Below are 24667 nucleotides of genomic sequence, written 5' to 3'. Positions count from 1 at the left end.
TGCATCGCACCGTCCAACGGAGGAACGAATGGCGAAACAACCGTCGCTCGACGATTTCCGCGTGCCCTACAGCACGCGCGAGAAGGAAACCGCCGCATTCAAGCTCGACGCGTTCGACCCGGCCGCGAAGCCGTTTTCGTCCGGCTCGAAGGAAGCCGACCGCGAACGGCTGTCGGCCGTGTCGACCGAGCTCGACGTCCAGCAGGAGCGCCTGCACACGCAGCAGAAGAAGCGCGTGCTGCTCGTGCTGCAGGGGATGGACACCAGCGGCAAGGACGGCACCGTGCGCGCGGTGTTTCGCGAGGTCGATCCGCTCGGCCTGCGCATCGTGCCGTTCAAGGCGCCGACGCCGATCGAGGCCGCGCACGACTTCCTGTGGCGCGTGCATGCGCAGGTGCCGGCGGCCGGCGAACTCGCGATCTTCAACCGCAGCCACTACGAAGACGTCCTCGTGCCGCGCGTGCTCGGCGCGATCGACGACAAGGAATGCGAGCGCCGCTACCGGCAGATCCGCGATTTCGAGACGATGCTGTTCGAGAACGGCACGACCATCGTCAAGTGCTTCCTGCACATCTCGAAGGACGAGCAGCGCGCGCGGCTGCAGGCGCGTATCGACGACCCGACCAAACACTGGAAATTCGACATCTCCGATCTCGACGCGCGCAAGCACTGGGACGCCTACCAGTCCGCATACCGCGACGCGCTCGCCGCGACGTCGGCCGAGCATGCGCCGTGGTACGTGATCCCCGCGAATTCGAAGACGCATCGCAACGTGATGATCGCCGAGCTGCTGCTGCGCACGATGACCGACATGAAGCTGGAATTCCCGCCGCCGAAGCCCGAGCTCGAAGGCGTGAAGATCCGTTAAGCTGCGACCCTGTAAAAACATCGAACTGAACGGAACCCGACATGATGCGAGTGATTACCGCCAACCTGAACGGCATCCGCTCCGCCGCGAAGAAGGGCTTCTTCGACTGGCTCGGCGAACAGAACGCCGATTGCGTGTGCGTGCAGGAAATCAAGGTGTCGGCCGACGACCTGCCGGCCGAATTCGTCGAGCCGCACGGCTTCAAGAGCTATTTCCACCACGCCGAGAAGAAGGGCTACAGCGGCGCGGGCGTGTACAGCCGCCGCGAGCCCGACGACGTGATCATCGGCTTCGGCAGCAGCGAATTCGATCCCGAAGGGCGCTACGTCGAGGCGCGCTACGGCAAGCTGTCGGTCGTGTCGGTGTACGTGCCGTCCGGTTCCAGCGGCGAGGAGCGCCAGCAGGCGAAGTACCGCTTCATGGCCGAATTCATGCCGCACCTCGCCGCGCTGAAGAAGAAGCGCGAGGTGATCCTGTGCGGCGACGTGAACATCGTCCACAAGGAAATCGACATCAAGAACTGGAAGAGCAACCAGAAGAACTCGGGCTGCCTGCCGGAAGAGCGCGAATGGCTCACGAAGCTGTTCGACGACGTCGGCTACGTCGACGTGTTCCGCACGCTCGATCAGCGCCCCGAGCAGTACACGTGGTGGAGCAACCGCGGCCAGGCGTACGCGAAGAACGTCGGGTGGCGGATCGATTACCAGATCGCGACCCCGGGCGTGGCCGGCACCGCGAAAAGCACGTCGATCTTCAAGGACATCAAGTTCAGCGATCACGCGCCGCTGACGATCGATTACGACTACGCGAAGTGATGGCCGGCGCTACGCGGTGCGCGTAGCCGCCGAATGCAAAACGGGCCGCATGTCCAACATGCGGCCCGTTTCGTTTGATGCCGCGCTTACTGCTTCAGCGACGCCATATCCACCACGAACCGGTACTTCACGTCGCTCTTCAGCATCCGTTCGTAAGCGGCGTTGATCTGCTGCATCGGAATCGTTTCGATATCGGACGTGATCCCGTGCTCCGCGCAGAAATCGAGCATTTCCTGCGTTTCCGCGATCCCGCCGATCAGCGAGCCCGCGAGGCGGCGGCGCTTGAAGATCAGGTTGAACACCTGCGGCGACGGGTGGTCGTGCTCCGGCGCGCCGACGAGCGTCATCGTGCCGTCGCGCTTCAGCAGGTTCAGGAACGGGTTCAGGTCGTGCTGCGCGGCGACCGTGTTCAGGATGAAGTCGAAGCTGTTCAGGTGCGCGTTCATCTGCGCTTCGTCCTTCGAGATCACGACTTCATGCGCGCCGAGCCGCTTGCCGTCCTCGATCTTCGACGGCGACGTCGTGAACAGCACGACGTGCGCGCCCATCGCGTGCGCCAGCTTCACGCCCATGTGGCCGAGGCCGCCGAGCCCGACGATGCCGACCTTCTTGCCGGGGCCGACGTTCCACTGCCGCAGCGGCGAGTAGGTCGTGATTCCCGCGCACAGGAGCGGCGCGGCGCCGGCCGGGTCGAGCGTGTCCGGCACGCGCAGCACGAACGCCTCGTCGACGACGAGCTGCGTCGAATAGCCGCCGTACGTGATGTCGCCCGTCACGCGATCCTGGCCGTTGTAGGTGCCGACGAAGCCGTTCTCGCAGTATTGCTCGAGGCCCTCGGCGCAGCTCGCGCAGGTGCGGCACGAATCGACGAGGCAGCCGACGCCGACCAGCTCGCCGACCTTGAAGCGCGACACCTGCGGGCCGGTCGCGGTCACGCGGCCGACGATTTCATGGCCCGGCACGACCGGGTAGACCGTGTTGCGCCATTCGTTGCGCGCCTGGTGAAGATCCGAGTGGCAGACGCCGCAGTAGAGGACGTCGATCTGGACGTCGAGGTCGCGCAGCGCGCGACGCTGGAATTCGAACGGGGCGAGCGGCGACTGCGAATCGGTCGCCGCGTAGGCATAGGTTGTGCTCATGCAATGGGCTCCTTGTCCGGAAAACGTCCGGTGAAACGGACTACCGCCGCACCATGTGGCGATGCGGCGAGACAGGACCTCATCGTAAGGAGCGCGGCGCCGCGGCGAAATACATGAAGGTCTTGAAGGTTTGCCTATTCCTCTCGAATTGCGCGCGAACGCCCGTAAAAACACGTTCAAGGTGCTAAATTGCCAGCCAGATTCTCTTGCCGGACAGGACCACGCAGATGAGCTTCCAGCCCCTTTTTGCCGACTCGGGCGACCACGTGCGGCGGCGCATGATCGAGCTGCACACGCGCCTCGCGCCGAACGAGGGCGACACGCTCGCGGCGCTCGACGGCGTGCGCTTTTTTCGCGTCAGCCGTCCCGCGCCGCGCATGCCCGTGCTGTACGAGCCGAGCATCATCGTCGTGTGCCAGGGGCGCAAGCTCGGCTATCTCGGCGACCGTTCGTTCGTCTACGACGCGCAGCAGTATCTGGTGCTCTCGGTGCCGCTGCCGTTCGAATGCGAGACGTTCGCGAGCATGGAGGAGCCGTTTCTCGCGATCTCGATCCGCGTCGATCTGGCGGTGATCGCCGAGCTCGCGATCCTGCTCGACGAGACGCTCGGCGCGGCGGTCAGCGAGCCGCTCGGCGTCTATTCGACGCCGCTCGATGCGCCGCTGGCCGATGCGGTCGTGCGGCTGCTCGAAGCGCTCGCGTCGCCGTACGACACGCGCGTGCTGGGGCCGGCGATCATGCGCGAGATCGCGTATCGCGTGCTGACCGGCGAGCAGGGCGACGCGATGCGCGCGGCGCTCGTGCAGCAGCATCATTTCGGCCGCATCGCGAAGGCGTTGCGGCGCATCCATGCGGAGCTGAAGGCCGATCTTGACGTCGAGACGCTCGCCCGCGAAGCCGGGATGAGCCTCGCGGTGTTCCACGCGCAGTTCAAGCACGTGACGGCGACGTCGCCGATGCAGTACGTGAAGGCCGCGCGGCTGCACCAGGCGCGGCTGATGATGGTGCGCGACGGGCTGGGGGCCGGCGCGGCGGCCGCACGGGTCGGCTATGCGAGCGCGTCGCAGTTCAGCCGCGAGTTCAAACGGCTGTTCGGCCGCAGCCCCGCCGATGAAGTGCGCTCGATGCGTGACAGCGGGCTGCGCCCGGCGATGGCCGACGCGCACGCGTAGCGTGCGGCGTTGCGCGGCGGCTCAGCGCCGCACGATCTTGCGCCGCTGCGCGCTGATGCCCGCGTAGTCCGGCAGCGATTCGACGCGCTTGCCCGTTGCCTTCGCGTACAGCGGCATCAGGTCCGGCAGCCGGTTCAGCAGATCCTGGCGGCGCGCGGTGCTGTACGGATGCGTGTAGATGAAGCCCGACGCCTTGTTCGCGCGCGTCGCGGCCGCGAGTTTGTCCCACAGCGTGATCGCCGCGCGCGGGTCGAAGCCCGCGCGGGCGGCGATGTCGCCGCCGATCACGTCGGCTTCGGTCTCGTCGGTCGGATCGTAGTGGAGCGACTGCAGGCGCTCGCCGAGGTTCAGCGCCTGCGGCAGCGGATCGCCGACGCCGAACAGCGGCGGCAGCGCGGCCGCGCGCAGCGACGTTTGCGAGGCCGTGCTGAAGTTGCTGCGCGCGTGTTCGCGCAGCGCATGCGCGATGCCGTGCGCGAGCAGCACGCCGAACTCGTCGTCGTTCAGGCGTACGCGGTCGAGCATGCCGCCGTACACGAGCACCTTGCCGCCGGGCAGGCAGGTCAGGCGGATGTCGCGCGAGCGGATCGCATTCACGTCCCACGCCCAGCTTTTCACGCGGTCGTTCCATTTCACCGAATACGGCGCGAGCTTCGCGACGATCGCGCGCAGGCGCTTCACGCGCGGCTGGTTCGCGCTCAGCAGGCGGTTGCTGTCGGCGGCCGTCTGCACGATCTGCGCGTATTCGTTCGCGGTCAGTTGTTCGAGCAGCGGCGACGGGATCAGCGTGCGGAACGCGATCGCGTTGCCGTAGCGCACTTGCTGCGGCGTCGGCGTATAGGCCTTCGCCGGCACCGCGGCGCCGGTCGGCTGCGCGCCTTCGGCGGCGGACGGCGGGACGGGCGCGGCAGAGGTTGCAGCGGCGGGCGGCGCGGCCTGCGCGGCGGCCGGGTTGGAGCCCGCCGCGGTCGTGCCGGTGTCGGCCGCGTACGTGCTCGTCGCGGCGAGCACCGCGGCGCCGACGCCCAACGCCGCCGCCGCGTGTGCGAGACGATGCGGGCGGTTACCGCGCACGGCTCGCCTCGCCGTTGCGCGTGGCGCCGTTCCACGGCGCGATCCTGAACAACAGCAGCATGCCGGGAATCGCGAGCACGGTACATACGATGAAATAGTCGTACCAGCCGATCTTCGCGACGACGAAGCCGCTCGCGGCCGACGCGAGCGTGCGCGGCACCGACGCGAGGCTCGTGAACAGCGCGAACTGCGTGGCCGTATAGCGCGGGTCGGTCGTGCTCGCGATATACGCGACGAACGCGGCCATCGTCAGGCCGGTCGTGAAGGTTTCGAAGCCGTAGACGATCGCGAGCGCGACCGTCATCGGGCTCAGTTTGGGCGTGATCTCGATACCGAACACCGACATGAACGACGCGAGCGCGTGGCTGGCCGCGACCGTGAAGTCGTAAAGCATCGCGAGCACCGGCGAGCCGGGGCCTAGCTGCGCGAGCCACGCGAAGCCGAGCGTCGACACCATCTGCAGCGCGCCGAAGATCCACAGGCCGCGGCCGATCCCAATCTTCACGAGCCAGATGCCGCCGATGATGCCGCCGGCGACGCTCGCGACGAGCGCGGTGGTTTTCGCGACGATGCCGATCTCGGTGCGCGAGAAGCCGATGTCGAGGAAGAACGACGTCGACAGCGTGGTGGCCATCGTGTCGCCGATCTTGAACAGGAAGATGAACGCGATGACGAGCAGCGCGCCGGCCCAACCGTCGCGCTGGATGAATTCGCGGAACGGCAGCACGATCGCGTCGCGCAGGTTGCGCGGCGGCGCACCGACCACTTCCGGCTCGCGCACGACGAGCGTCATCAGGATGCCCGGCAGCATGAACGCGCCGGTGATCGCGAACACGGCGTTCCACGGCAGGTGATCCGACAGGATCAGCGCGAGCGAACCGGGGATCAACGCGGCGAGCTTGTACGCGTTCACGTGCACCGCGTTGCCGAGGCCCTGCTCGGTGTCGCGCAGCAGCTCGCGGCGGTATGCGTCTATCACGATGTCGGCGCTCGCGCCGAAGAACGCGACGAGCGTCGTGAGCGCGGCGACCGTCCAGATCGAGTCGCGCGGCGACACGAAGCCGAGCGCGGCGATCGCGCCGGCGACCAGCAACTGCGTGAGCAGCAGCCAGCCGCGCCGGCGGCCCGGCCGCCAGCCGGGCAGGCGCGGGATGTAGCGGTCCATCAGCGGCGCCCACAGGAACTTCCACGTATACGGGAACTGGATCAGCGCGAACAGGCCGATTTCCTTCAGGTTCACGCCCTCGGAGCGCAGCCATGCCTGCACGAGGTAGACGAGCGTGAAGAGCGGCAGCCCCGACGTGAAGCCCAGGAACACGCAGATCAGCATGTGCGTGTTCAGATAGGCGCGCCAGCCGGGGTGATCCTCGTGAGCGTTGAGTGCGGGCGCCTCGTGTGGCGTTTTCGACATGGACTGGAACTGGGTAGCGTTGACTGATGGCGGCGGCAGCGCAGGCGGCGCGCACGGCGCTGCAGGGGCGGCGGCGCGCGCGGGCGGGCCGGATCTTCCGTCAACGGCTCCCCGGCTCAGCTGCGCTTGACGCGATAGACAGCAAGACTACCACGCCAGTTCGCTCCCCATCGAATCGGCTGGCCTTCGTGCAGCACGACGCGGTCGAGAATCGTGACGCCCACTTCGGGCGCCAGTGCCTCGAAATCCTCGATCGTCAGCACCCGCACGTTCGGCGTGTTGTGCCACTGGTAAGGCAGCGACTTCGACACCGGCATCCGGCCGTTCAGCACCGACAGCCGGTGCGGCCAGTAGCCGAAGTTCGGGAACGACACGATGCACTCGCGGCCGACGCGCGCCGTTTCGCGCAGGATCGCGGCCGTCTGGTGGATCGTTTGCAGGGTTTGCGACAGGATCGCGATGTCGAAGCTGTGATCCTCGAACAGGCGCAGGCCGTCCTCGAGGTTCTGCTGGATCACGTTGATGCCGTTCTTCGCGCTCGCGAGCACGCCCGCGTCGTTCAGTTCGATCCCGTAGCCGGTGACGTCCAGCTCCTCCATCAGCAGCGCGAGCAGCGAGCCGTCGCCGCAGCCGAGGTCGAGCACGGTCGAGCGCGGCTCGACCCAGCGCGCGATCGTACGGAAGTCCGCGCGCGCGGACAGGGAATTCAGCGCTTGCTGGTTCATGCTCCCACCTCGTTGGCGATTCGTTCGTAATACGCGCGGATCAGGTTGTGATAGCGCGCGTCGTCGAGCAGGAATGCATCGTGACCGTGCGGCGCATCGATTTCTGCATAGCTGACCGTGCGCTTGTTGTCGAGCAGCGCCTTCACGATCTCGCGCGAACGCGCCGGCGCGAAACGCCAGTCGGTCGAGAAGCTCGCGATCAGGTACTTCGCCTGCGTGTGCGCGAGCGCGGCCGTCAGGTTGCCGTCGAATGCCTTCGCCGGATCGAAGTAGTCGAGCGCGCGGGTGATCAGCAGGTAGGTGTTCGCGTCGAAGTAGTCGGCGAACTTGTCGCCCTGGTAGCGCAGGTACGACTCGACCTCGAATTCGACGTCGAAGCTGAAGTTGTACGCGTCGAGCGCGCCGTCCGCGCGGCGCAGTGCGCGGCCGAATTTCTCGGCCATGTCGTCGTCGGACAGGTACGTGATGTGGCCGATCATCCGCGCGACGCGCAGGCCGCGCTTGGGTTTCACGCCGTGCGCGTAGTAGTCGCCGCCGTGGAAATCGGGATCGGACAGGATCGCCGAGCGCGCGACCTCGTTGAACGCGATGTTCTGCGCGGACAGCTTCGGCGTCGACGCGATGTCGATACAGTGCGCGACGCGTTCCGGATACATCAGGCTCCATGCGAGCGCCTGCATGCCGCCGAGGCTGCCGCCCATCACCGCGGCGAAGCGCTCGATGCCGAACGCGTCGGCGACGCGCGCCTGCGCGTGCACCCAATCCTCGACGGTCACGACCGGGAACTTCGCGCCGTACGGCTTGCCGGTCGACGGATCGATGCTCATCGGGCCGGTCGAGCCGAAGCACGAGCCGAGGTTGTTCACGCCGATCACGAAGAAGCGGTTGGTGTCGAGCGGCTTGCCCGGGCCGACCATGTTGTCCCACCAGCCGGTGCTGCGCGGATCGTCCGCGTAGACGCCGGCGACGTGGTGCGACGCGTTCAGCGCGTGGCACACGAGCACCGCGTTCGAGCGCGCGGCGTTGAGCTCGCCGTACGTCTCGACGACGAGCTGATAGTTGCCGAGCACGCTGCCGCTTTGCAAGCGCAGCGGTTCGGCGAAGTGCATGGTCTGTGGAGCGACGATGCCGATCGATTCCATTCGTTCCGCCTTATGACTGGGCGGCTAAACGGTGTCGGCGAGGCGCGGAGGCGAAGGTGCGCGGCTGACGACCTCTTTAGCCGCATTTGTAGTGAACCGCCGGGGAACGACGCATGACGCAAAGACCCCGGCCGGTTCGCGCGCCCGCAATCGAGTCAGCAAATCGGCGCGCTTCCGACCTGCCGCCAAGCGGGCGGCAAGTCGGCAAAGTATAGCGGATTTTTCCCGGCGGGCGCGTGCGCGATCGGAGGGGCCCGATCGTGCCCGGTATCGACGCGTGCGGTCGTGCCTGATTCGCGTTCCGCAAGACCGGATGCTCCGATTTTCAATACAAAAAATATCAAATTATTCAGTCGGCAGCATGACGCGCTGAATCCTTCAAATCTTGTAAAAATTCATGGACATCAAAAATAAATAGTACGAGTTCTAGTTTCATGCGGACTGATTTAGTAACAGTCCCGTTTTCGAGATGGGTGCCCGCCCATAGAGTTCCAACCAGCTTTCACTATCCGGTTGAAACGCGTGATTCGGCGGCCTTGTCGGCATGATCCTCCACCCCCGCGCGGGGATTTCTCCGCACGCACGTTTCGCATTTCTTTCCGGAAAGCCGTAAGCGTTGAGCTTATTTGTCATCGCTCTCGCCGAGTCGTCGTATCGATATCGCTGTACAGGACCGATGCGCATCGTGGAGAGGTTTACCAAAGGAAAACGTTCGTATGAACAAGTCGTATCGTGTCGTGTGGAACGCATCGACCAGCACCTGGTGCGCGGCATCGGAAATTGCCAGAGGGCGCTCGAAATCGTCGCGCTCCGCGAAATCGAAGATCGCGGCCGCCGCCGCGCTCGTCGTTGCTTCCATGGGGTCCGCGTACGCGGACGAGGTCGACGCGGCAGATCCGTCGACCGACGATCGCGTTCCGCTGACGGAAGTGAAGCTCGAGAATCCGGAGAACCTCAAGCGGGGCGCGCCCAACACGCGGGCCGTCGTGACCGACAACAGCGCATACGTGAAGGTCGACGCGAAGGGCGACGGCTCGGACAACGCATCGGCGATGGGCCAGAATTCGATCGCGATCGGCGCCAAGGCGAGCACGCGCCCGTCGGCGACGGGCCTCGGCGGCGCGGTGGCGATCGGCAATGCGGCGACGGCGTCGGGCAACAACGTCGCGTTCGGCGCGAATGCGGCGGCACTGGGCGAAGAAGGGGCGATCGCGCTGGGGGCGGGCGCGAACGCGAGCGGCAAGTCGTCGATCGCGCTGGGCAACGACTCGCAGGCGACCGGTTGGGGCGCCTACGCACTCGGCCGGAAGGCAAAGGCGACCGGGGAGTCCGCGCTGGCGATCGGCGATTCGTCGATGGCGACGCGCCAGGGCACGATGGCGATCGGCTCGCAGGCCGCGGCTGCCGCGGAAAACGCGATCGCGATCGGTCAGAGCGCGGCGGCGCGCGGTGCCGAATCCCTCGCACTCGGCTCGTACTCGGAAGCCGACCGGGATCAGACGGTATCGGTCGGTACGGCCGGCTTCGAGCGTCAGATCGTCAACGTCGGCCGCGGCACGCAGGCGACCGACGCCGTCAACGTCGCGCAGCTCAAGGGCGTGACCGACGCGCTGGGCGGCAACGCCGGCGTCGACACCACCGGGAACATCAAGAAGCCGACCTACACGATCGACAACAAGACCTACGACAACGTCGGCGATGCGCTGCTGGCCGCCTCCAAGTCGGGTGGCGGGGCGGCGAACGCGGTCGAGTACGACACCGACGCGAAGGCTTCGGTGACCCTCGGCGATACGGGCGCGCCCGCGGTCAAGCTCACCAACGTGCGCTCGGCCACGCTGTCGGCGAACAGCACGGACGCCGTCAACGGCGCGCAACTGTTCGCGACCAACAACCGCGTGACCAAGGTCGAGCAATCGCTGAACGACAGCGGGCTGATCGATCCGTCGACCGGTGAGTCGCTCGCGGTTGTCTACAAAGATGCCACGAAGAGCGCCGTCGCACTGGGCGGCACGGGCGGCACGGTCGTGACGAACGTGAAGGCCGGCAAGGTCGAGTCGGCCAGCAAGGACGCCGTGAACGGCGGCCAACTGTACGACGTGTCGTCGAGCGTCGCGTCCGCACTCGGTGGCCAGACGACCGTCAATACGGACGGCACCCTTTCGAAGCCGACCTACAAGGTCGGCGACAAGACCTACAACAACGTCGGCGATGCGCTGCAGGCCGTAGCCTCGTCGGCCGGTGCCGGCGGCGAGGATCCGAACGCCGTGCACTATGACGGCACGAACAAGTCGAGCGTGACGCTGGGCGGCACGACTGCGACGAAGCCGGTCGCGCTGAAGAACGTCGCGACGGGCACGGCCGCGACCGATGCCGTCAACGTCGCTCAGCTTCAAAGCGGCATGAGCGACGTCAGGGACGAGATCAAGAAGGATCTCGGCGACGGCACGCTGGACATGAAGTACATCAAGGTCAATGCCACGGGCATGCAGGCCAATGCGCTGGGCAAGAACAGCGTGGCGATCGGCTCGCAGGCGATGGCGACGAACGCCGATACGCTGGCGATCGGTTCGGGTGCCCGGGCGTCGGGCAGGAACTCCGTCGCGATCGGGATCAACTCGGTCGCGTCCGGCGCCAATACCGTGTCGGTCGGTGACACCGCGGCGACGCGCCGGATCGTCAACGTCAGCGATGGTGTCGACGAAACCGATGCCGTCACGATGAAGCAGTTGACCGATGCGATGCAAACGACCAACACGCGCATGATGCGGATGACGCGTGACGTCGAATCGAAGCCGGGCACCTTCGTGGCAATCGAAGGGATGGGTGCGGACGGCACCATGCCGAACGTGGCATCGATCAACGGCGCTGATCCGACGCTGGGAACGGCTGCGGCCATCGGTGTAGGGAGCGCTGCGGGCGGGCTCGATACGGTCGCGATCGGCCTGCAGGCTGCTGCCCTTTCTGAGGGTTCGGTCGCGCTCGGCAGCATTGCGCAGACGGGCGTCGAACAACCGTTCTCGGTCGCGATCGGCAGCATGGTCACGACGAACGGCGCGGGTGCGCTGGCCATCGGTTCCCACGTGAAGGCCAACGGGGAAAACGCGGTGGCGGTCGGTAACAACGGCGCGATGGCCATCGGCAAGAGCTCGATTGCCATGGGCGACAAGGCGACGACGCTGGGCGGCAGCACGAACAGTGTGGCGCTCGGCACGTCTGCGAAGATCGCCCAAAACGTAACCAACGCCATGGCGTTGGGTGCCAACGCAAGCGTGGCGTCGGGCAATAACGGCGGCGTTGCGCTCGGCGCCAATTCCGTCGCCGATCGCGGCAATGCGCTTTCCGTCGGGTCGAACTCGATGCAGCGCCAGATCGTCAATGTCGCGAAGGGCACGAAAAACAACGACGCGGTGAACGTAAGCCAGTTGACGGGCGTGACCAACGCGCTCGGCGGCGGCGCGCTCGTCGATACGGATGGCACCATCAAGGCACCGACGTACAAGGTCGGTGACACGACGTACAACAATGTCGGCGATGCGCTGGACGCCATGGCGAAGAACAGCGGCGGCTCGGATCCGAACGCGGTCGCGTACGACACCGATACGAAGGACAAGGTGACGCTCGCGGGCAAGACTGGCACGACGCTGACGAACGTGAAGGCCGGCGAACTGTCGGCGACGAGCACGGACGCGGTGAACGGCTCGCAACTGTTCGCGACGAACGAGAGCCTGGGCAAGCTGAACGACGCGTTGAAGGACGGTGGCGTCATCGACGGCACGACGGGCGAATCGCTGGCGGTGGTGTACGACAGCACGTCGAAGGACAAGGTGACGCTGGCCGGCGGCAAGACGGGCACGATCCTGTCGAATGTTGCGGCCGGCAAGGCCGACCTGGACGCGGTGAACGTGTCGCAGTTGAAGTCGTCGGGGCTGATCGGCGAAGACGGCAAGTCGATCGCAGCGGTCACGTACGAGAAGAACGCGGACGGCACGCCGAACTACAAGTCGGTGAAGCTGGCGGGCGAAGGTGGCACGACGCTGACGAACGTGAAGGCCGGTGCGCTGTCGGCGACGAGCACGGACGCGGTGAACGGCTCGCAACTGTTCGCGACGAACGAGAACCTAGGCAAGCTGGACGACGCGTTGAAGGACGGTGGCGTCATCGACGGCACGACGGGTGAATCGCTGGCGGTGGTGTACGACAGCACGTCGAAGGACAAGGTGACGCTGGCCGGCGGCAAGACGGGCACGATCCTGTCGAACGTGAAGGCCGGTACGGCCGACATGGATGCAGTGAACGTGTCGCAGCTGAAGTCGTCGGGGCTGATCGGCGAGGACGGCAAGTCGATTGCCGCGGTGACGTACGGCAAGAACGCGGACGGCACGCCGAACTACAAGTCGGTGAAGCTGGCGGGCGAAGGCGGCACGGTGCTGTCGAACGTTGCCGCGGGTACGGCCGGCACGGATGCGGTGAACGTCGATCAGCTGACGAAGGCGATCAGCGACGTGGAAGGCGGCATGAACCCGCTGTCGGTGTCGTACGACACCGTGGCGAAGGACAAGGTGACGCTGGCCGGCAAGACGGGCACGACCCTGTCGAACGTTGCGGCGGGCAAGGCCGATCTGGATGCAGTGAACGTGTCGCAGCTGAAGTCGTCGGGCCTGATCGGCGAGGACGGCAAGTCGATTGCCGCGATTACGTACGACAAGAACACGGACGGCACGCCGAACTACAAGTCGGCGACGCTGGCAGGCGAAGGTGGCACGACGCTGACGAACGTGAAGGCCGGTGCGCTGTCGGCGACGAGCACGGACGCAGTGAACGGCTCGCAACTGTTCGCGACGAACGAGAGCCTGGGCGGCCTGAAGGACGCGCTGAAGGATGGTGGCGTCATCGACGGCACGACGGGTGAATCGCTGGCGGTGGTGTACGACAGCACGTCGAAGGACAAGGTGACGCTGGCCGGCGGCAAGACGGGCACGATCCTGTCGAACGTTGCGGCCGGCAAGGCCGACCTGGACGCGGTGAACGTGTCGCAACTGAAGTCGTCGGGTCTGATCGGTGACGATGGCAAGTCGATTGCCGCGGTGACGTACGACAAGAACGCGGACGGCACGCCGAACTACAAGTCGGTGAAGCTGGCCGGTGCAGGCGGCACGGTTCTGTCGAACGTGGCGGATGGCAAGGCCGACAAGGATGCGGTGAACGTGTCGCAACTGAAGTCGTCGGGCCTGATCGGCGAGGACGGAAAGTCGCTGGCCGCGATCACGTACGACAAGAACACGGACGGCGCGACAAACTACAAGTCGGCGACGCTGGCCGGCGAAGGCGGCACGACGCTGACGAACGTGAAGGCTGGCGAACTGTCGGCGACGAGCACGGACGCGGTGAACGGCTCGCAACTGTTCGCGACGAACGAAAGCCTGGGCAAGCTGAACGACGCGTTGAAGGACGGCGGTGTCATCGACGGTACGACCGGTGAATCGCTGGCGGTGGTGTACGACAGCACGTCGAAGGACAAGGTGACGCTGGCCGGCGGTAAGACGGGCACGATCCTGTCGAACGTGAAGGCCGGTACGGCCGACCTGGACGCGGTGAACGTGTCGCAGCTGAAGTCGTCGGGGCTGATTGGCGAAGACGGCAAGTCGATCGCCGCGGTGACGTACGGCAAGAACGCGGACGGCACGCCGAACTACAAGTCGGTGACGCTGGCGGGCGAAGGCGGCACGGTGCTGTCGAACGTTGCCGCGGGTACGGCCGGCACGGACGCGGTGAACGTCGATCAGCTGACGAAGGCGATCAGCGATGTGGAAGGCGGCATGAACCCGCTGTCGGTGTCGTACGACACCGTGGCGAAGGACAAGGTGACGCTGGCCGGTGAGAAGGGCACGACGCTGACGAACGTGAATGCGGGCAAGGTGAGCGTGGACAGCAAGGACGCGGTCAACGGTTCGCAACTGTACGGCACGGCGAAGAGCGTGGCGGACGCGTTGGGCGGTGGCTCGACGGTGGACGAGAGCGGCAAGGTGAAGGCGCCGACGTACAGCCTGACCGATCCTTCGGATAGCTCGAAGAAGGTCGAGCATCACACGGTCGGTGATGCACTGGAGAATCTCGACAACCGTGTGGCGAACAACACGGCAGACATCACGAACATCAACAACCAGTTCACGAACACCGGCCTGGTGGATGGTGATGGCGACACGCGTGCCGCGGTGACGTACGACAAGAACGCGGACGGCACGCCGAACTACAAGTCGGTGAAGCTGGCGGGCGCGGGAGGCACGACGCTGTCGAACGTTGCGGCCGGCAAGGCCGACACGGACGCGGTGAACGTGTCGCAACTGAAGTCGTCGGGCCTGATCGGTGACGACGGCAAGTCGATTGCCGCGATCACGTACGACAAGAACACGGACGGCACGCCGAACTACAAGTCGGCGACGCTGGCAGGCGAAGGCGGCACGACGCTGACGAACGTGAAGGCCGGTGCGCTGTCGGCGACGAGCACGGACGCGGTGAACGGCTCGCAACTGTTCGCGACGAACGAGAGCCTGGGCAAGCTGAACGACGCGTTGAAGGACGGTGGCGTCATCGACGGCACGACGGGCGAATCGCTGGCGGTGGTGTACGACAGCACGTCGAAGGACAAGGTGACGCTGGCCGGCGGCAAGACGGGCACGATCCTGTCGAACGTTGCGGCAGGCAAGGCCGACAAGGACGCGGTGAACGTGTCGCAGTTGAAGTCGTCGGGGCTGATCGGCGAGGACGGCAAGTCGATTGCAGCGGTGACGTACGGCAAGAACGCGGACGGCACGCCGAACTACAAGTCGGTGACGCTTGCAGGTGAAGGCGGCACGGTGCTGTCGAACGTGGCAAAGGGTAAGGTCGGCACGGACGCGGTGAACGTCGATCAGCTGACGGACGCCATTCGCGACGTGGAAGGCGGCCTGAATCCGCTGTCGGTAGCCTACGACAGTGCGTCGAAGGACAAGGTGACACTGGCCGGCGAAGGTGGTACGACGCTCTCGAACGTGAAGGCGGGCAAGGCCGACCTGGACGCAGTGAATGTGTCGCAGTTGAAGTCGTCGGGTCTGATCGGCGAAGACGGCAAGACGCTGGCTGCGATGACGTACGACAAGAATGCGGACGGCACGCCGAACTACAAGTCGGCCACGCTGGCGGGCGAAGGCGGTACGAAGCTGTCGAACGTGAAGGCCGGTACGGCCGACATGGATGCAGTGAATGTGTCGCAACTGAAGTCGTCGGGGCTGATCGGCGAAGACGGCAAGACGCGTGCTGCGGTGACGTACGACAAGAACGCGGACGGCACGCCGAACTACAAGTCTGCCACGCTGGCGGGCGAAGGCGGCACGAAGCTGTCGAACGTGAAGGCCGGTACGGCAGACATGGACGCAGTGAACGTGTCGCAACTGAAGTCGTCCGGCTTGATCGGCGAGGATGGCAAGACGCTGGCCGCGGTGACGTACGACAAGAATGCGGATGGCACGCCGAACTATAAGTCGGCGACGCTGGCGGGCGAAGGCGGCACGAAGCTGTCGAACGTGAAGGCCGGTACGGCAGACATGGACGCAGTGAACGTGTCGCAACTGAAGTCGTCCGGCTTGATCGGCGAGGATGGCAAGACGCTGGCCGCGGTGACGTACGACAAGAACGCGGACGGCACGCCGAACTACAAGTCGGCCACGCTGGCGGGCGAAGGCGGCACGAAGCTGTCGAACGTGAAGGCCGGTACGGCCGATGCGGACGCGGTGAACGTGTCGCAACTGAAGTCGTCGGGTCTGATTGGCGACGACGGCAAGTCGTTGGCTGCGGTGACGTACGACAAGAAGGCAGACGGTACGCCGAACTACAAGTCGGCGACGCTGGCGGGCGAAGGCGGCACGATCCTGTCGAACGTGGCGGACGGCAAGGCCGACAAGGACGCGGTGAACGTGTCGCAGTTGAAGTCGTCGGGCTTGATCGGTGACGACGGCAAGTCGGTTGCCGCGGTCACGTACGAGAAGAATGCGGACGGTACGCCGAACTACAAGTCCGTGAAGCTGGCGGGCGAAGGCGGTACGACGCTGTCGAACGTGAAGGCAGGCAAGGCCGATGAGGACGCGGTGAACGTGTCGCAGCTGAAGTCGTCGGGTCTGATCGGCGACGACGGCAAGTCGGTCGCCGCGGTGACATACGACAAGAAGGCAGACGGTACGCCGAACTACAAATCGGCCACGCTGGCGGGCGAAGGCGGCACGATTCTGTCGAACGTGGCGGATGGCAAGGCCGACAAGGACGCGGTGAACGTATCGCAACTGAAATCGACGGGCCTGATCGGTGACGACGGCAAGTCGCTGGCCGCGGTCACGTACGACAAGAACGCGGACGGCACACCGAACTACAAGTCGGTGAAGCTGGCGGGCGAAGGCGGCACGACGCTGTCGAACGTGAAGGCAGGCAAGGCCGACACGGATGCGGTGAACGTGTCGCAACTGAGGTCGGCGGGCTTGATCGGCGAGGACGGCAAGTCGGCCGCCGCGGTGACGTATGACAAGAACGCGGACGGCACGCCGAACTACAAGTCGGTGAAGCTGGCCGGTGCAGGCGGCACGGTTCTGTCGAACGTGGCGGATGGCAAGGCCGACAAGGATGCGGTGAACGTGTCGCAACTGAAGTCGTCGGGCCTGATCGGCGAGGACGGCAAGTCGCTGGCCGCGATCACGTACGACAAGAACACGGACGGCACGACGAACTACAAGTCGGCCACGCTGGCCGGCGAAGGCGGCACGACGCTGACGAACGTGAAGGCTGGCGAACTGTCGGCGACGAGCACGGACGCGGTGAACGGCTCGCAACTGTTCGCGACGAACGAGAGCCTGGGCAAGCTGAATGACGCGCTGAAGGACGGCGGCGTCATCGACGGCACGACGGGTGAATCGCTGGCGGTGGTGTACGACAGCACGTCGAAGGACAAGGTGACGCTGGCCGGTGGCAAGACGGGCACGATCCTGTCGAACGTTGCCGCAGGCAAGGCCGACCTGGACGCAGTGAACGTGTCGCAGTTGAAGTCGTCGGGCCTGATCGGCGAAGACGGCAAGTCGATCGCCGCGGTGACGTACGACAAGAACGCGGACGGCACGCCGAACTATGGTTCGGTGACGCTGGGCGGCGGGAAGTCGACGGGCCCGGTGACGCTGTCGAACGTGGCGGCCGGTGTGGCCGGCACCGATGCCGTCAACGTCGACCAGTTGGACGATATGTATGACAGGCTCACCAACGGCGCGATCGATCTCAAGTACATCAAGGTCAAGTCGGCAGGTCTCAAGGCAGTTGCGAACGGCAATGAATCTGTCGCGATCGGTTCGAGCGCGTTTGCAAGCAAGCCTTTTACGCTGGCTTTGGGTTCGGGTTCGCGCGCGACCGGCGACCATTCGGTTGCAATCGGTGCGAACTCGGTCGCCGACGAGGACTTCACCGTGGCGGTCGGCGACACGAGTCAGCAGCGCCGAATCGTCCACCTCGCCGATGGCATTGACGCAACGGATGCCGTCACGATGCAGCAGCTGACCGATGCGATGAAAACCGCCAATACGAACATCGATCAGAAGATGCTGCGGATGACGCGTGACGTCGAATCGAAGCCAGGCACCTTCGTTGCGATCGAAGGGATGGGTGCGGACGGCACCATGCCGAACGTGGCATCGATTGGCGGTGCGGATCCGACGCTCGGAACGGCCGCGGCCATCGGCGTAGGGAGCGCCGCGGGCGGGCTCGATGCGGTCGCGATCGGTCTGCAGGCGGGCGCCCTTTCGGCGAGCTCGGTTGCGCTCGGCAGCTTTGCGCAGACGGGGGTCGATCAACCGTTCTCGGTCGCGATGGGCAGCATGGTCACGACGAACGGCGCCGGTGCGCTCGCCATCGGTTCCCACGCGAAGGCCAATGCGGAAAACGCGGTGGCGGTCGGTAACAACGGCGTGATGGCCGTTGGCAAGAGCTCGATTGCCCTGGGCGACAAGGCGACGACGCTGAGCGGGAGTGTGAACGGCATCGCCATCGGCACGAACGCGAACGTGGCCAAGAACGTGGCTGACGCCGTCGCGCTCGGCGCGAACGCGAAGGCGACTCAGTCGAACAGCATCGCGCTGGGTGCCGGCTCGCTCGCGGATCGTGCGAATGCGCTGTCGATCGGCTCGGCAGGCGCCGAGCGTCAGATCATCCACGTGGCGAAGGGCACGCAGAACACCGACGCGGTGAACCTCGCACAGCTCAAGGGTCTCGCGGACGTGGTCGGCGGCGGTACGGGCTTCGACGCGAACGGCGACGTGACCGCGCCGACGTACACGATCGACGGCAAGGAGTACCACAACGTCAACGACGCGCTGCAGGCTGCGGCGAAGAGTGGCAGCGATGGCGGTAACGGCACGGATCCGAATGCGGTCGCCTATGACGGTGCGCAGAAGGACTCGGTGACGCTGGCCGGCCAGAACGGTACGACGTTGTCGAACGTGGCGGCGGGCAAGGCCGACATGGACGCGGTGAACGTGTCGCAGCTCAAGTCGTCCGGCCTGATCGGCGAGGACGGCAAGTCGGTTGCCGCAGTGACGTACGAGAAGAACGCGGACGGCACGCCGAACTACAAGTCGGTGAAGCTGGCGGGCGAAGGCGGCACGGTTCTGTCGAACGTGGCGGCGGGCAAGGCCGACACGGACGCGGTGAACGTGTCGCAGCTGAAGTCGTCGGGCTTGATCGGTGACGACGGCAAGTCGATTGCCGCGGTGACGTACGACCGTAACCTGGATGGCACGACGAACTACGGCTCGGTGTCGCTGGGCGGCGGGAAGTCGGCGGATCCGGTGACATTGTCGAACGTGGCCAAGGGTAAGGCTGGCACCGACGCGGTGAACGTCGATCAACTGACGGACGCAATCCGCGACGTGGAAGGCGGCATGAACCCGCTGGCGATGGCGTACGACAGCGTGAGCAAGGACACGGCGACGCTGGGCGGCCAGAGCGGCACGACGCTGTCGAACGTGAAGGCCGGTACGGCCGACATGGACGCGGTGAACGTGGCGCAGCTGAAGTCGTCGGGCCTGATCGGCGAGAGCGGCAAGTCGCTCTCGGCCGTGACTTATGACACGCACGCCGACGGCACCACGAACTTCGCGTCGGTGACGTTCGGGGGCACGAACGCCGGTATCCCTGTCGCATTGCATAACATTGCAAACGGCAAGGCATCGACGGACGCGGTCAACGTGTCGCAGCTGAAGGGCGTGACCGATGCAATCGGTGGCGGCCTGGGCATCGACGCGGACGGCAAGATCACCACGCCGGTGTATACGGTCGACGGCAAGGATTACGCGTCGGTCGGCGATGCCATCAAGGCGCTCGAGCAACGTGACGGCGGTTCCGGCAACGGCACGGACCCGAACGCGGTCGCCTATGACGACGCCACCAAGGCATCGGTGACGTTGGCGGGCGCGAAGGGCACGGTGATTCGCAACGTCGCGGACGGCTCGCTGGCGCTGGACAGCACCGAGGCAGTCAACGGTGGCCAGATGAATTTCGCGTTGTCCAGCATCGCGGACAGTCTCGGCGGTGGCGCCAAGTTCGATCCGGTGACCGGCGATATTTCGGCGCCGACGTATGAATTGACCGGGGCGGACGGGTTCAAGGACACGTACGACAACGTCGGCGATGCGTTCACGCATGTCGACGAGCGTATGAACGAGAGCGCGAAGCAAATCGAGACGCTGGCTCAGGGCGTCAAGAACGCGGTTCAGTACGACGACGACAACCACACCTCCATCACGCTCGGTGGCGTGGGTGCGGCGGCGCCGGTCAAGCTGAAGAACGTCGCGGACGGTACCGACGAAACCGATGCGGTCAACGTGCGGCAGTTGCGCTCGGCCGGCCTGGTCGGTGAAGACGGCAAGCTGCAATCGGCGGTCGTGTACGACAAGAACGACGACGGCACCACGAACTACGGCTCGGTGACGCTCGGCGGCAAGGGTGCCGCAGCACCGGTCGCACTGCATAACGTGGCGGCGGGTACGGCCAAGACGGATGCGGTGAACGTCAGCCAGTTGAGTGGCGTGACCGATGCACTCGGCGGCGGTGCCAAGATCGACGAGGCCACCGGCGAGATCGTTGCGCCGACCTACAAAGTGGATGACAAAACTTTCCACAATGCAGGCGACGCGCTGACGAACATCGACACCCGGGTCACGCAGATCCAGAACAATCTCGGTGAAGCCACGAAGCTGGTCGGCGCGGTCGCGTACGACAAGAACGGCGACGGCACCGTGAATTGGGGCAAGGTGACGCTTGGCAACGGCTTGTCGACGGGGCCGGTGGTGCTGACGAATGTCGCGGACGGCAAGACCCAGTACGACGCCGTGAACTACGGCCAGTTCTCGAAGCTGGAAGGGCGCGTCAACGATATCGACGAACGTCTGACCGTGGCAACCAAGCCCGGTGACGACAACAACGGCGGTTCCGGCAAGAACGGCAACGACCTGATCAGCGGCACGGGCGGCAGCGGCAAGGATAGCGGCGAAGTCGTCGCCGCGAAGCCGGGCACCGGCAACGGCAACATCGCTGTCGGCTCCGGGTCGCAGATCGCCGATGCCAAGAACAACGGCACGGCAATCGGCGCCGGCTCGAAGGTGCAAGCGGACGACGGCACGGCGCTCGGCCACGGTGCGACCGTGTCGTCCAGCGCGACCAACTCGGTTGCGCTGGGCAGCGGGTCGAAGGCAACCGAAGCCAACACCGTGTCGATCGGCTCGGACGGCCACGAGCGCCGGCTCGTCAATGTCGCGGACGGCATCAAGAAAACCGATGCCGTCAACAAGGGGCAGCTCGACCGGGCGATCGGCGGGATGCAAGGTCAGATCAATGACATGGCGCGCAATGCCTACTCGGGTATCGCGGCAGCCACGGCGTTGACGATGATTCCGGGTGTCGATCCGGGCAAGACCTTGTCGTTCGGTGTGGCCGGTGCGTCGTACAAGGGCTATCAGGCGGTTGCGATGGGCGGTGAAGCGCGCATCACGGAAAACCTGAAGATGCGTGCCGGCGTCAGCCTCAGCAGCGGCGGCAACACCTTCGGTGCAGGTGCGTCGTATCAGTGGTAAAGCGGCAACGCGGGCCGTTCGGCCCGCGCCGTCACCCCGTGCGTGGCCGAGCGGGCGCTTGTCGTCCGCCACGCCACGCACCACGCCACACGACCAGCTTCATTTCCATCCGTCAATTTCCAGGAGTCCGCCTCGAGCGGACCGAATCATCATGAATAAACCACAACACTTCGTCCGTCGGGGTCTGCTCGGCGCATTCGTCGTCGTGCTGAGCGCATGCACGACGCAATCGGGCCCGACCTATACCGTCCGGGCGATCAAGGCGTCCGATCAGCCGGCGCCGGTCTTTCGCGTGACCTGCGAGGGGCTCGTCTCCAGCACGAAATCGTGCGAGGCAGCCGCGCAGAAGTTCTGCGCCGGCAAGCCGGTCACGCCGCTGCAAACGGTCGATCGCGTGCGTCGCGGCGCCGCGATGGGCGATCCGCGCGAACTGACGTTCCTGTGCGGCGTGCCGCCTCAAGCACCCGTCCAGCCGCCTGTCGCCGCGCAACCGCAACCGGTCGAGCAGCCGCAGGCGGTCGCCGCGCCGATCGCGCAGCGCCAGGTGCTGCTGCAAGGCAGTGCGAACTTCGCGTTCGACAGCGCAGTGCTGACCCCGAGTGCCCGCCAGGAGCTCAATCGCTTCCTGGACATGAATCGCGACGCCCGGTTTCGCCGTGTGACGGTCACGGGCTATACGGATTCGCAGGGCGCGCACGCCCATAACGTCCGACTGTCCGAGGCGCGGGCTCGCGCGGTTGCCACGTACCTGCGTACGGGCGGATTGCGTGCCGAACACGTCACGACCGTCGGCAAGGGGGCGGAAGAGCCGGTTGCGACCAATTCGACGGCGGAAGGACGTGCGCAGAACCGGCGCGTCGAGATCGAACTCGAGGCCGGGTAACGAGCGGCGAACGATGGCTCCGCGGCAAGCGGTGGTGGTTGCCGCGGAGCCAAATGATTGAACTGTCCGGATGGCTCCGGGACATCCAGGACTGACACGAGAAAGTAACCATGGCAGAGCAGAAAGCAACGATGCGTCCATCGCGTCCGACGATCGATACAGTGACCGACAACGTACCGCCGCACACCGGCGTGATCGAAAAAGGCGGACTGACCAACGACCCGCGCCCGACGGTGAGCGGCCGCGGCGACCCTGGTGCGACGATTCACATTCTGGTGGACGGCGTGCAGGTCGGCACCGCGGTAGTCGGCGGGAACGGCACGTGGAGCTTCGCGCTCACGCAGCGGCTGAGCGACGGCGAGTATCGCCTGACGGCGCGCGCGAGCAACGAGATCGGCATGAGCGTGCCGTCGGCGTCGTACGGCATCCAGCTCGACACGACGCCGCCGTCGCAGCCGAAGATCGACGCGGCGACGGAAGGCACGCAACCGATGCTGTCGGGGCAGGCCGAAGCGTATTCGACGGTGACGATCTACGACGGCGCGACGGTGCTGGGCACGGTGAAGACTGGCATCGACGGCACGTGGACGTTCCAGTTGCCGTCCGGCCTGTCGAACGGCAGCCACGCGTTGACGGTGACGGCCCAGGATCCGGCGGGCAATACGAGTGTCCGGTCGGCCGGCTTCGACGTGACCATCGGGCCGGTTGCGCCGCCGACGCCGTTGGCGAAGGCACTGCTGGACGACATGGGGCGCGACAGCGGCAACTTCAACTTCGACCGATTGACGAACGACGGCACGGCAGGTCGTTTGCTGAGCGGCCATCTGGTGGGTGCGCTCGCGGCGGGCGACAAGGTGCAGGTATCGACGGACGGGGGCCGGACGTGGATTGACGCGTTGATGAAGTCGGACGGTACGTGGGTCGCGATCGATCCGAACACGCACACCAGCAACTGGACGATCCAGACGCGGGTGGTCAATGCGGTCGGAAACGCCGGTGAGATTGAGTCGACGGATGTTGCGCTGAAGATGTTCGTGTATCCGCCGACGTTCGTCGAGTTTGTCGACGGCGCCGTCATAGTGAAGTTCGTGGGGGCGCAGCTCGAGGCAGGCTCAAGGCTGTCCGTGATGGTTGGCGATCGGTTTTTCATGCATACGCTGACTGCGGCAGAAATCGCGACCGGCACAGCGAAGTTCGTTTTGCCGAACGACGCGTCGGGCATGCCGGCCGCGGCTATCGTCGACACGGCAGGCAACATCTCTCAGTATCGGCAACCTGTGACGATCGAGTTTGGCGAGAACTTCAACGCGGCGAGGTCGGCATCTTTGTTCAAAGGGGAATCCATTTCTTTTGCGCATTTCACGCTGACTGGTATCGAAGACCTCGGACATACATATTGGAGTCAGGGAATTTATAGCGGAAACGGCTTCAAGATCGATCCGACCTACGGCCTTTCGTCGCCTCCGTCGACGATGGCACTCGGCATTACCGGCAAAGTCAGGCTCGACCTGAAGGACGGCGCCGGCGCGACGCACTTCGCTTTCGACGTGGGGGACGTCACGGGAGGTGAATACCTGGTCCTGACCTTTCGTGATGGCACTGGCAAAGTAATTTATACGAGTAAGCCGATTACGACGCGGGAGGGCTTCCTTCAGCACGTCGAGATCGATATGCCAAAAGGACTGGCATTCACCTCGATCGAATTCGATCAACAATGGCGAACCGTGCCGAACGGAGCGCTGACATGGATCGACAACTTCCAGTTCTCGAGGCCTGTTCCTGATCAATTGATCGATCCGCCTGTGTTCCTCGAGCTTGCCGGCGATACCGCCTACTACGGCGGGAGTGGCGATACCGTATTCACCGTCGGCGACGTTTCGTACTTCACGCGCAACTCGAGCGGTGTCCACGGTGGTGCTGGAGTCGATACGTTGAAGCTGACCGGAAGCGGTCAGGCACTGGATCTTGCAACGCTGATGGACGTAGGCGGCCACTGCAAGATCTCGTCCATCGAGATTGTCGACATTACCGGCACCGGCAACAACGCGCTGAAACTTTCGATGCGCGACGTGCTGGAACTCGGCCATGAAAACGTGTTCCGGAGCGACGGCCATACGCAATTGATGGTCAAGGGCGATGCCGGCGACCGGGTCGAATTGTCCGGCATGAAGGGGCTGGATGCCGGGCAGTGGACGAAGCACGGGCTGGTCGCGGTCGATGGACTGGCTTTCATGCTTTACGAGAACGCCGCGATGAACGTCGAACTGCTGGTGCAGGCTATCGTCACGACTCAATTGGGTTGATG

The 24667-nt window shown here is 65.2% G+C and carries 11 protein-coding genes; 6 read left to right on the top strand and 5 right to left on the bottom strand.

The window, feature by feature from the left end:
• Nucleotides 1-28: 28 nt before the first annotated feature.
• Together CFB89_RS16340 and CFB89_RS16335 are read left to right on the top strand one after the other, a co-directional pair.
• Complete coding sequence (locus CFB89_RS16340) at nt 29-868, top strand: polyphosphate kinase 2 family protein (protein WP_089468738.1); 840 nt, start codon at nt 29-31, stop codon at nt 866-868.
• A 41-nt stretch (nt 869-909) separates the two neighbouring features.
• Nucleotides 910-1683 carry an exodeoxyribonuclease III gene (locus tag CFB89_RS16335; protein ID WP_089468737.1) on the top strand — a complete coding sequence of 258 codons (774 nt, stop codon included), beginning with the start codon at nt 910-912 and terminating at the stop codon, nt 1681-1683.
• An 86-nt stretch (nt 1684-1769) separates the two neighbouring features.
• Here the strand turns inward: CFB89_RS16335 and CFB89_RS16330 are convergent, their stop codons facing one another.
• Entirely contained in the window at nt 1770-2822 is a 1053-nt protein-coding gene (locus CFB89_RS16330) for an NAD(P)-dependent alcohol dehydrogenase (RefSeq protein WP_089468736.1), read from the bottom strand.
• A 227-nt stretch (nt 2823-3049) separates the two neighbouring features.
• Between CFB89_RS16330 and CFB89_RS16325 the strand changes: the two genes are divergently transcribed.
• Nucleotides 3050-3994: an AraC family transcriptional regulator gene (locus tag CFB89_RS16325; RefSeq protein ID WP_089468735.1), complete on the top strand. Its 945-nt coding sequence runs from the start codon at nt 3050-3052 to the stop codon at nt 3992-3994.
• A gap of 21 nt (nt 3995-4015) precedes the next feature.
• On the opposite strand, the gene CFB89_RS16320 is transcribed toward CFB89_RS16325, so the two are convergent.
• The 4 genes from CFB89_RS16320 to CFB89_RS16305 form a co-directional block, all read right to left on the bottom strand.
• Nucleotides 4016-5068: a M48 family metallopeptidase gene (locus CFB89_RS16320; protein ID WP_089468734.1), complete on the bottom strand. Its 1053-nt coding sequence runs from the start codon at nt 5066-5068 to the stop codon at nt 4016-4018.
• Complete coding sequence (locus CFB89_RS16315) at nt 5058-6479, bottom strand: AmpG family muropeptide MFS transporter (protein WP_089468733.1); 1422 nt, start codon at nt 6477-6479, stop codon at nt 5058-5060. The genes CFB89_RS16320 and CFB89_RS16315 overlap by 11 nt, the downstream gene beginning before the upstream one ends.
• Nucleotides 6480-6595: 116 nt before the next feature.
• Nucleotides 6596-7204 (bottom strand): methionine biosynthesis protein MetW, encoded by a 609-nt coding sequence (gene metW, locus CFB89_RS16310; RefSeq protein ID WP_006755281.1) that lies wholly within the window; start codon nt 7202-7204, stop codon nt 6596-6598.
• The gene (locus tag CFB89_RS16305; protein ID WP_089468732.1) at nt 7201-8346 is read right to left on the bottom strand and encodes a homoserine O-acetyltransferase; all 1146 of its coding nucleotides are present in this window, start codon (nt 8344-8346) and stop codon (nt 7201-7203) included. Before CFB89_RS16305 ends, metW begins: the two co-directional genes overlap by 4 nt.
• Before the next feature lie 716 nt (nt 8347-9062).
• On the opposite strand from CFB89_RS16305, the gene CFB89_RS16295 reads away from it, so the two are divergent.
• The 3 genes from CFB89_RS16295 to CFB89_RS34285 all read left to right on the top strand — a co-directional run bounded on the left by CFB89_RS16295 (nt 9063) and on the right by CFB89_RS34285 (nt 24665).
• Nucleotides 9063-21479 (top strand): YadA-like family protein, encoded by a 12417-nt coding sequence (locus tag CFB89_RS16295; RefSeq protein ID WP_089468731.1) that lies wholly within the window; start codon nt 9063-9065, stop codon nt 21477-21479.
• Between the two features lie 151 nt (nt 21480-21630).
• Nucleotides 21631-22362 carry an OmpA family protein gene (locus CFB89_RS16290; protein WP_089468730.1) on the top strand — a complete coding sequence of 244 codons (732 nt, stop codon included), beginning with the start codon at nt 21631-21633 and terminating at the stop codon, nt 22360-22362.
• Between the two features lie 110 nt (nt 22363-22472).
• Entirely contained in the window at nt 22473-24665 is a 2193-nt protein-coding gene (locus CFB89_RS34285; protein ID WP_144030117.1) for an Ig-like domain-containing protein, read from the top strand.
• The last annotated feature ends 2 nt before the right edge of the window (nt 24666-24667 follow it).

The sequence above is a fragment of the Burkholderia sp. AU16741 genome (genome assembly GCF_002223345.1).
Taxonomy (GTDB): domain Bacteria; phylum Pseudomonadota; class Gammaproteobacteria; order Burkholderiales; family Burkholderiaceae; genus Burkholderia; species Burkholderia sola.
This window is presented reverse-complemented; position numbering and strand designations above follow the sequence as displayed.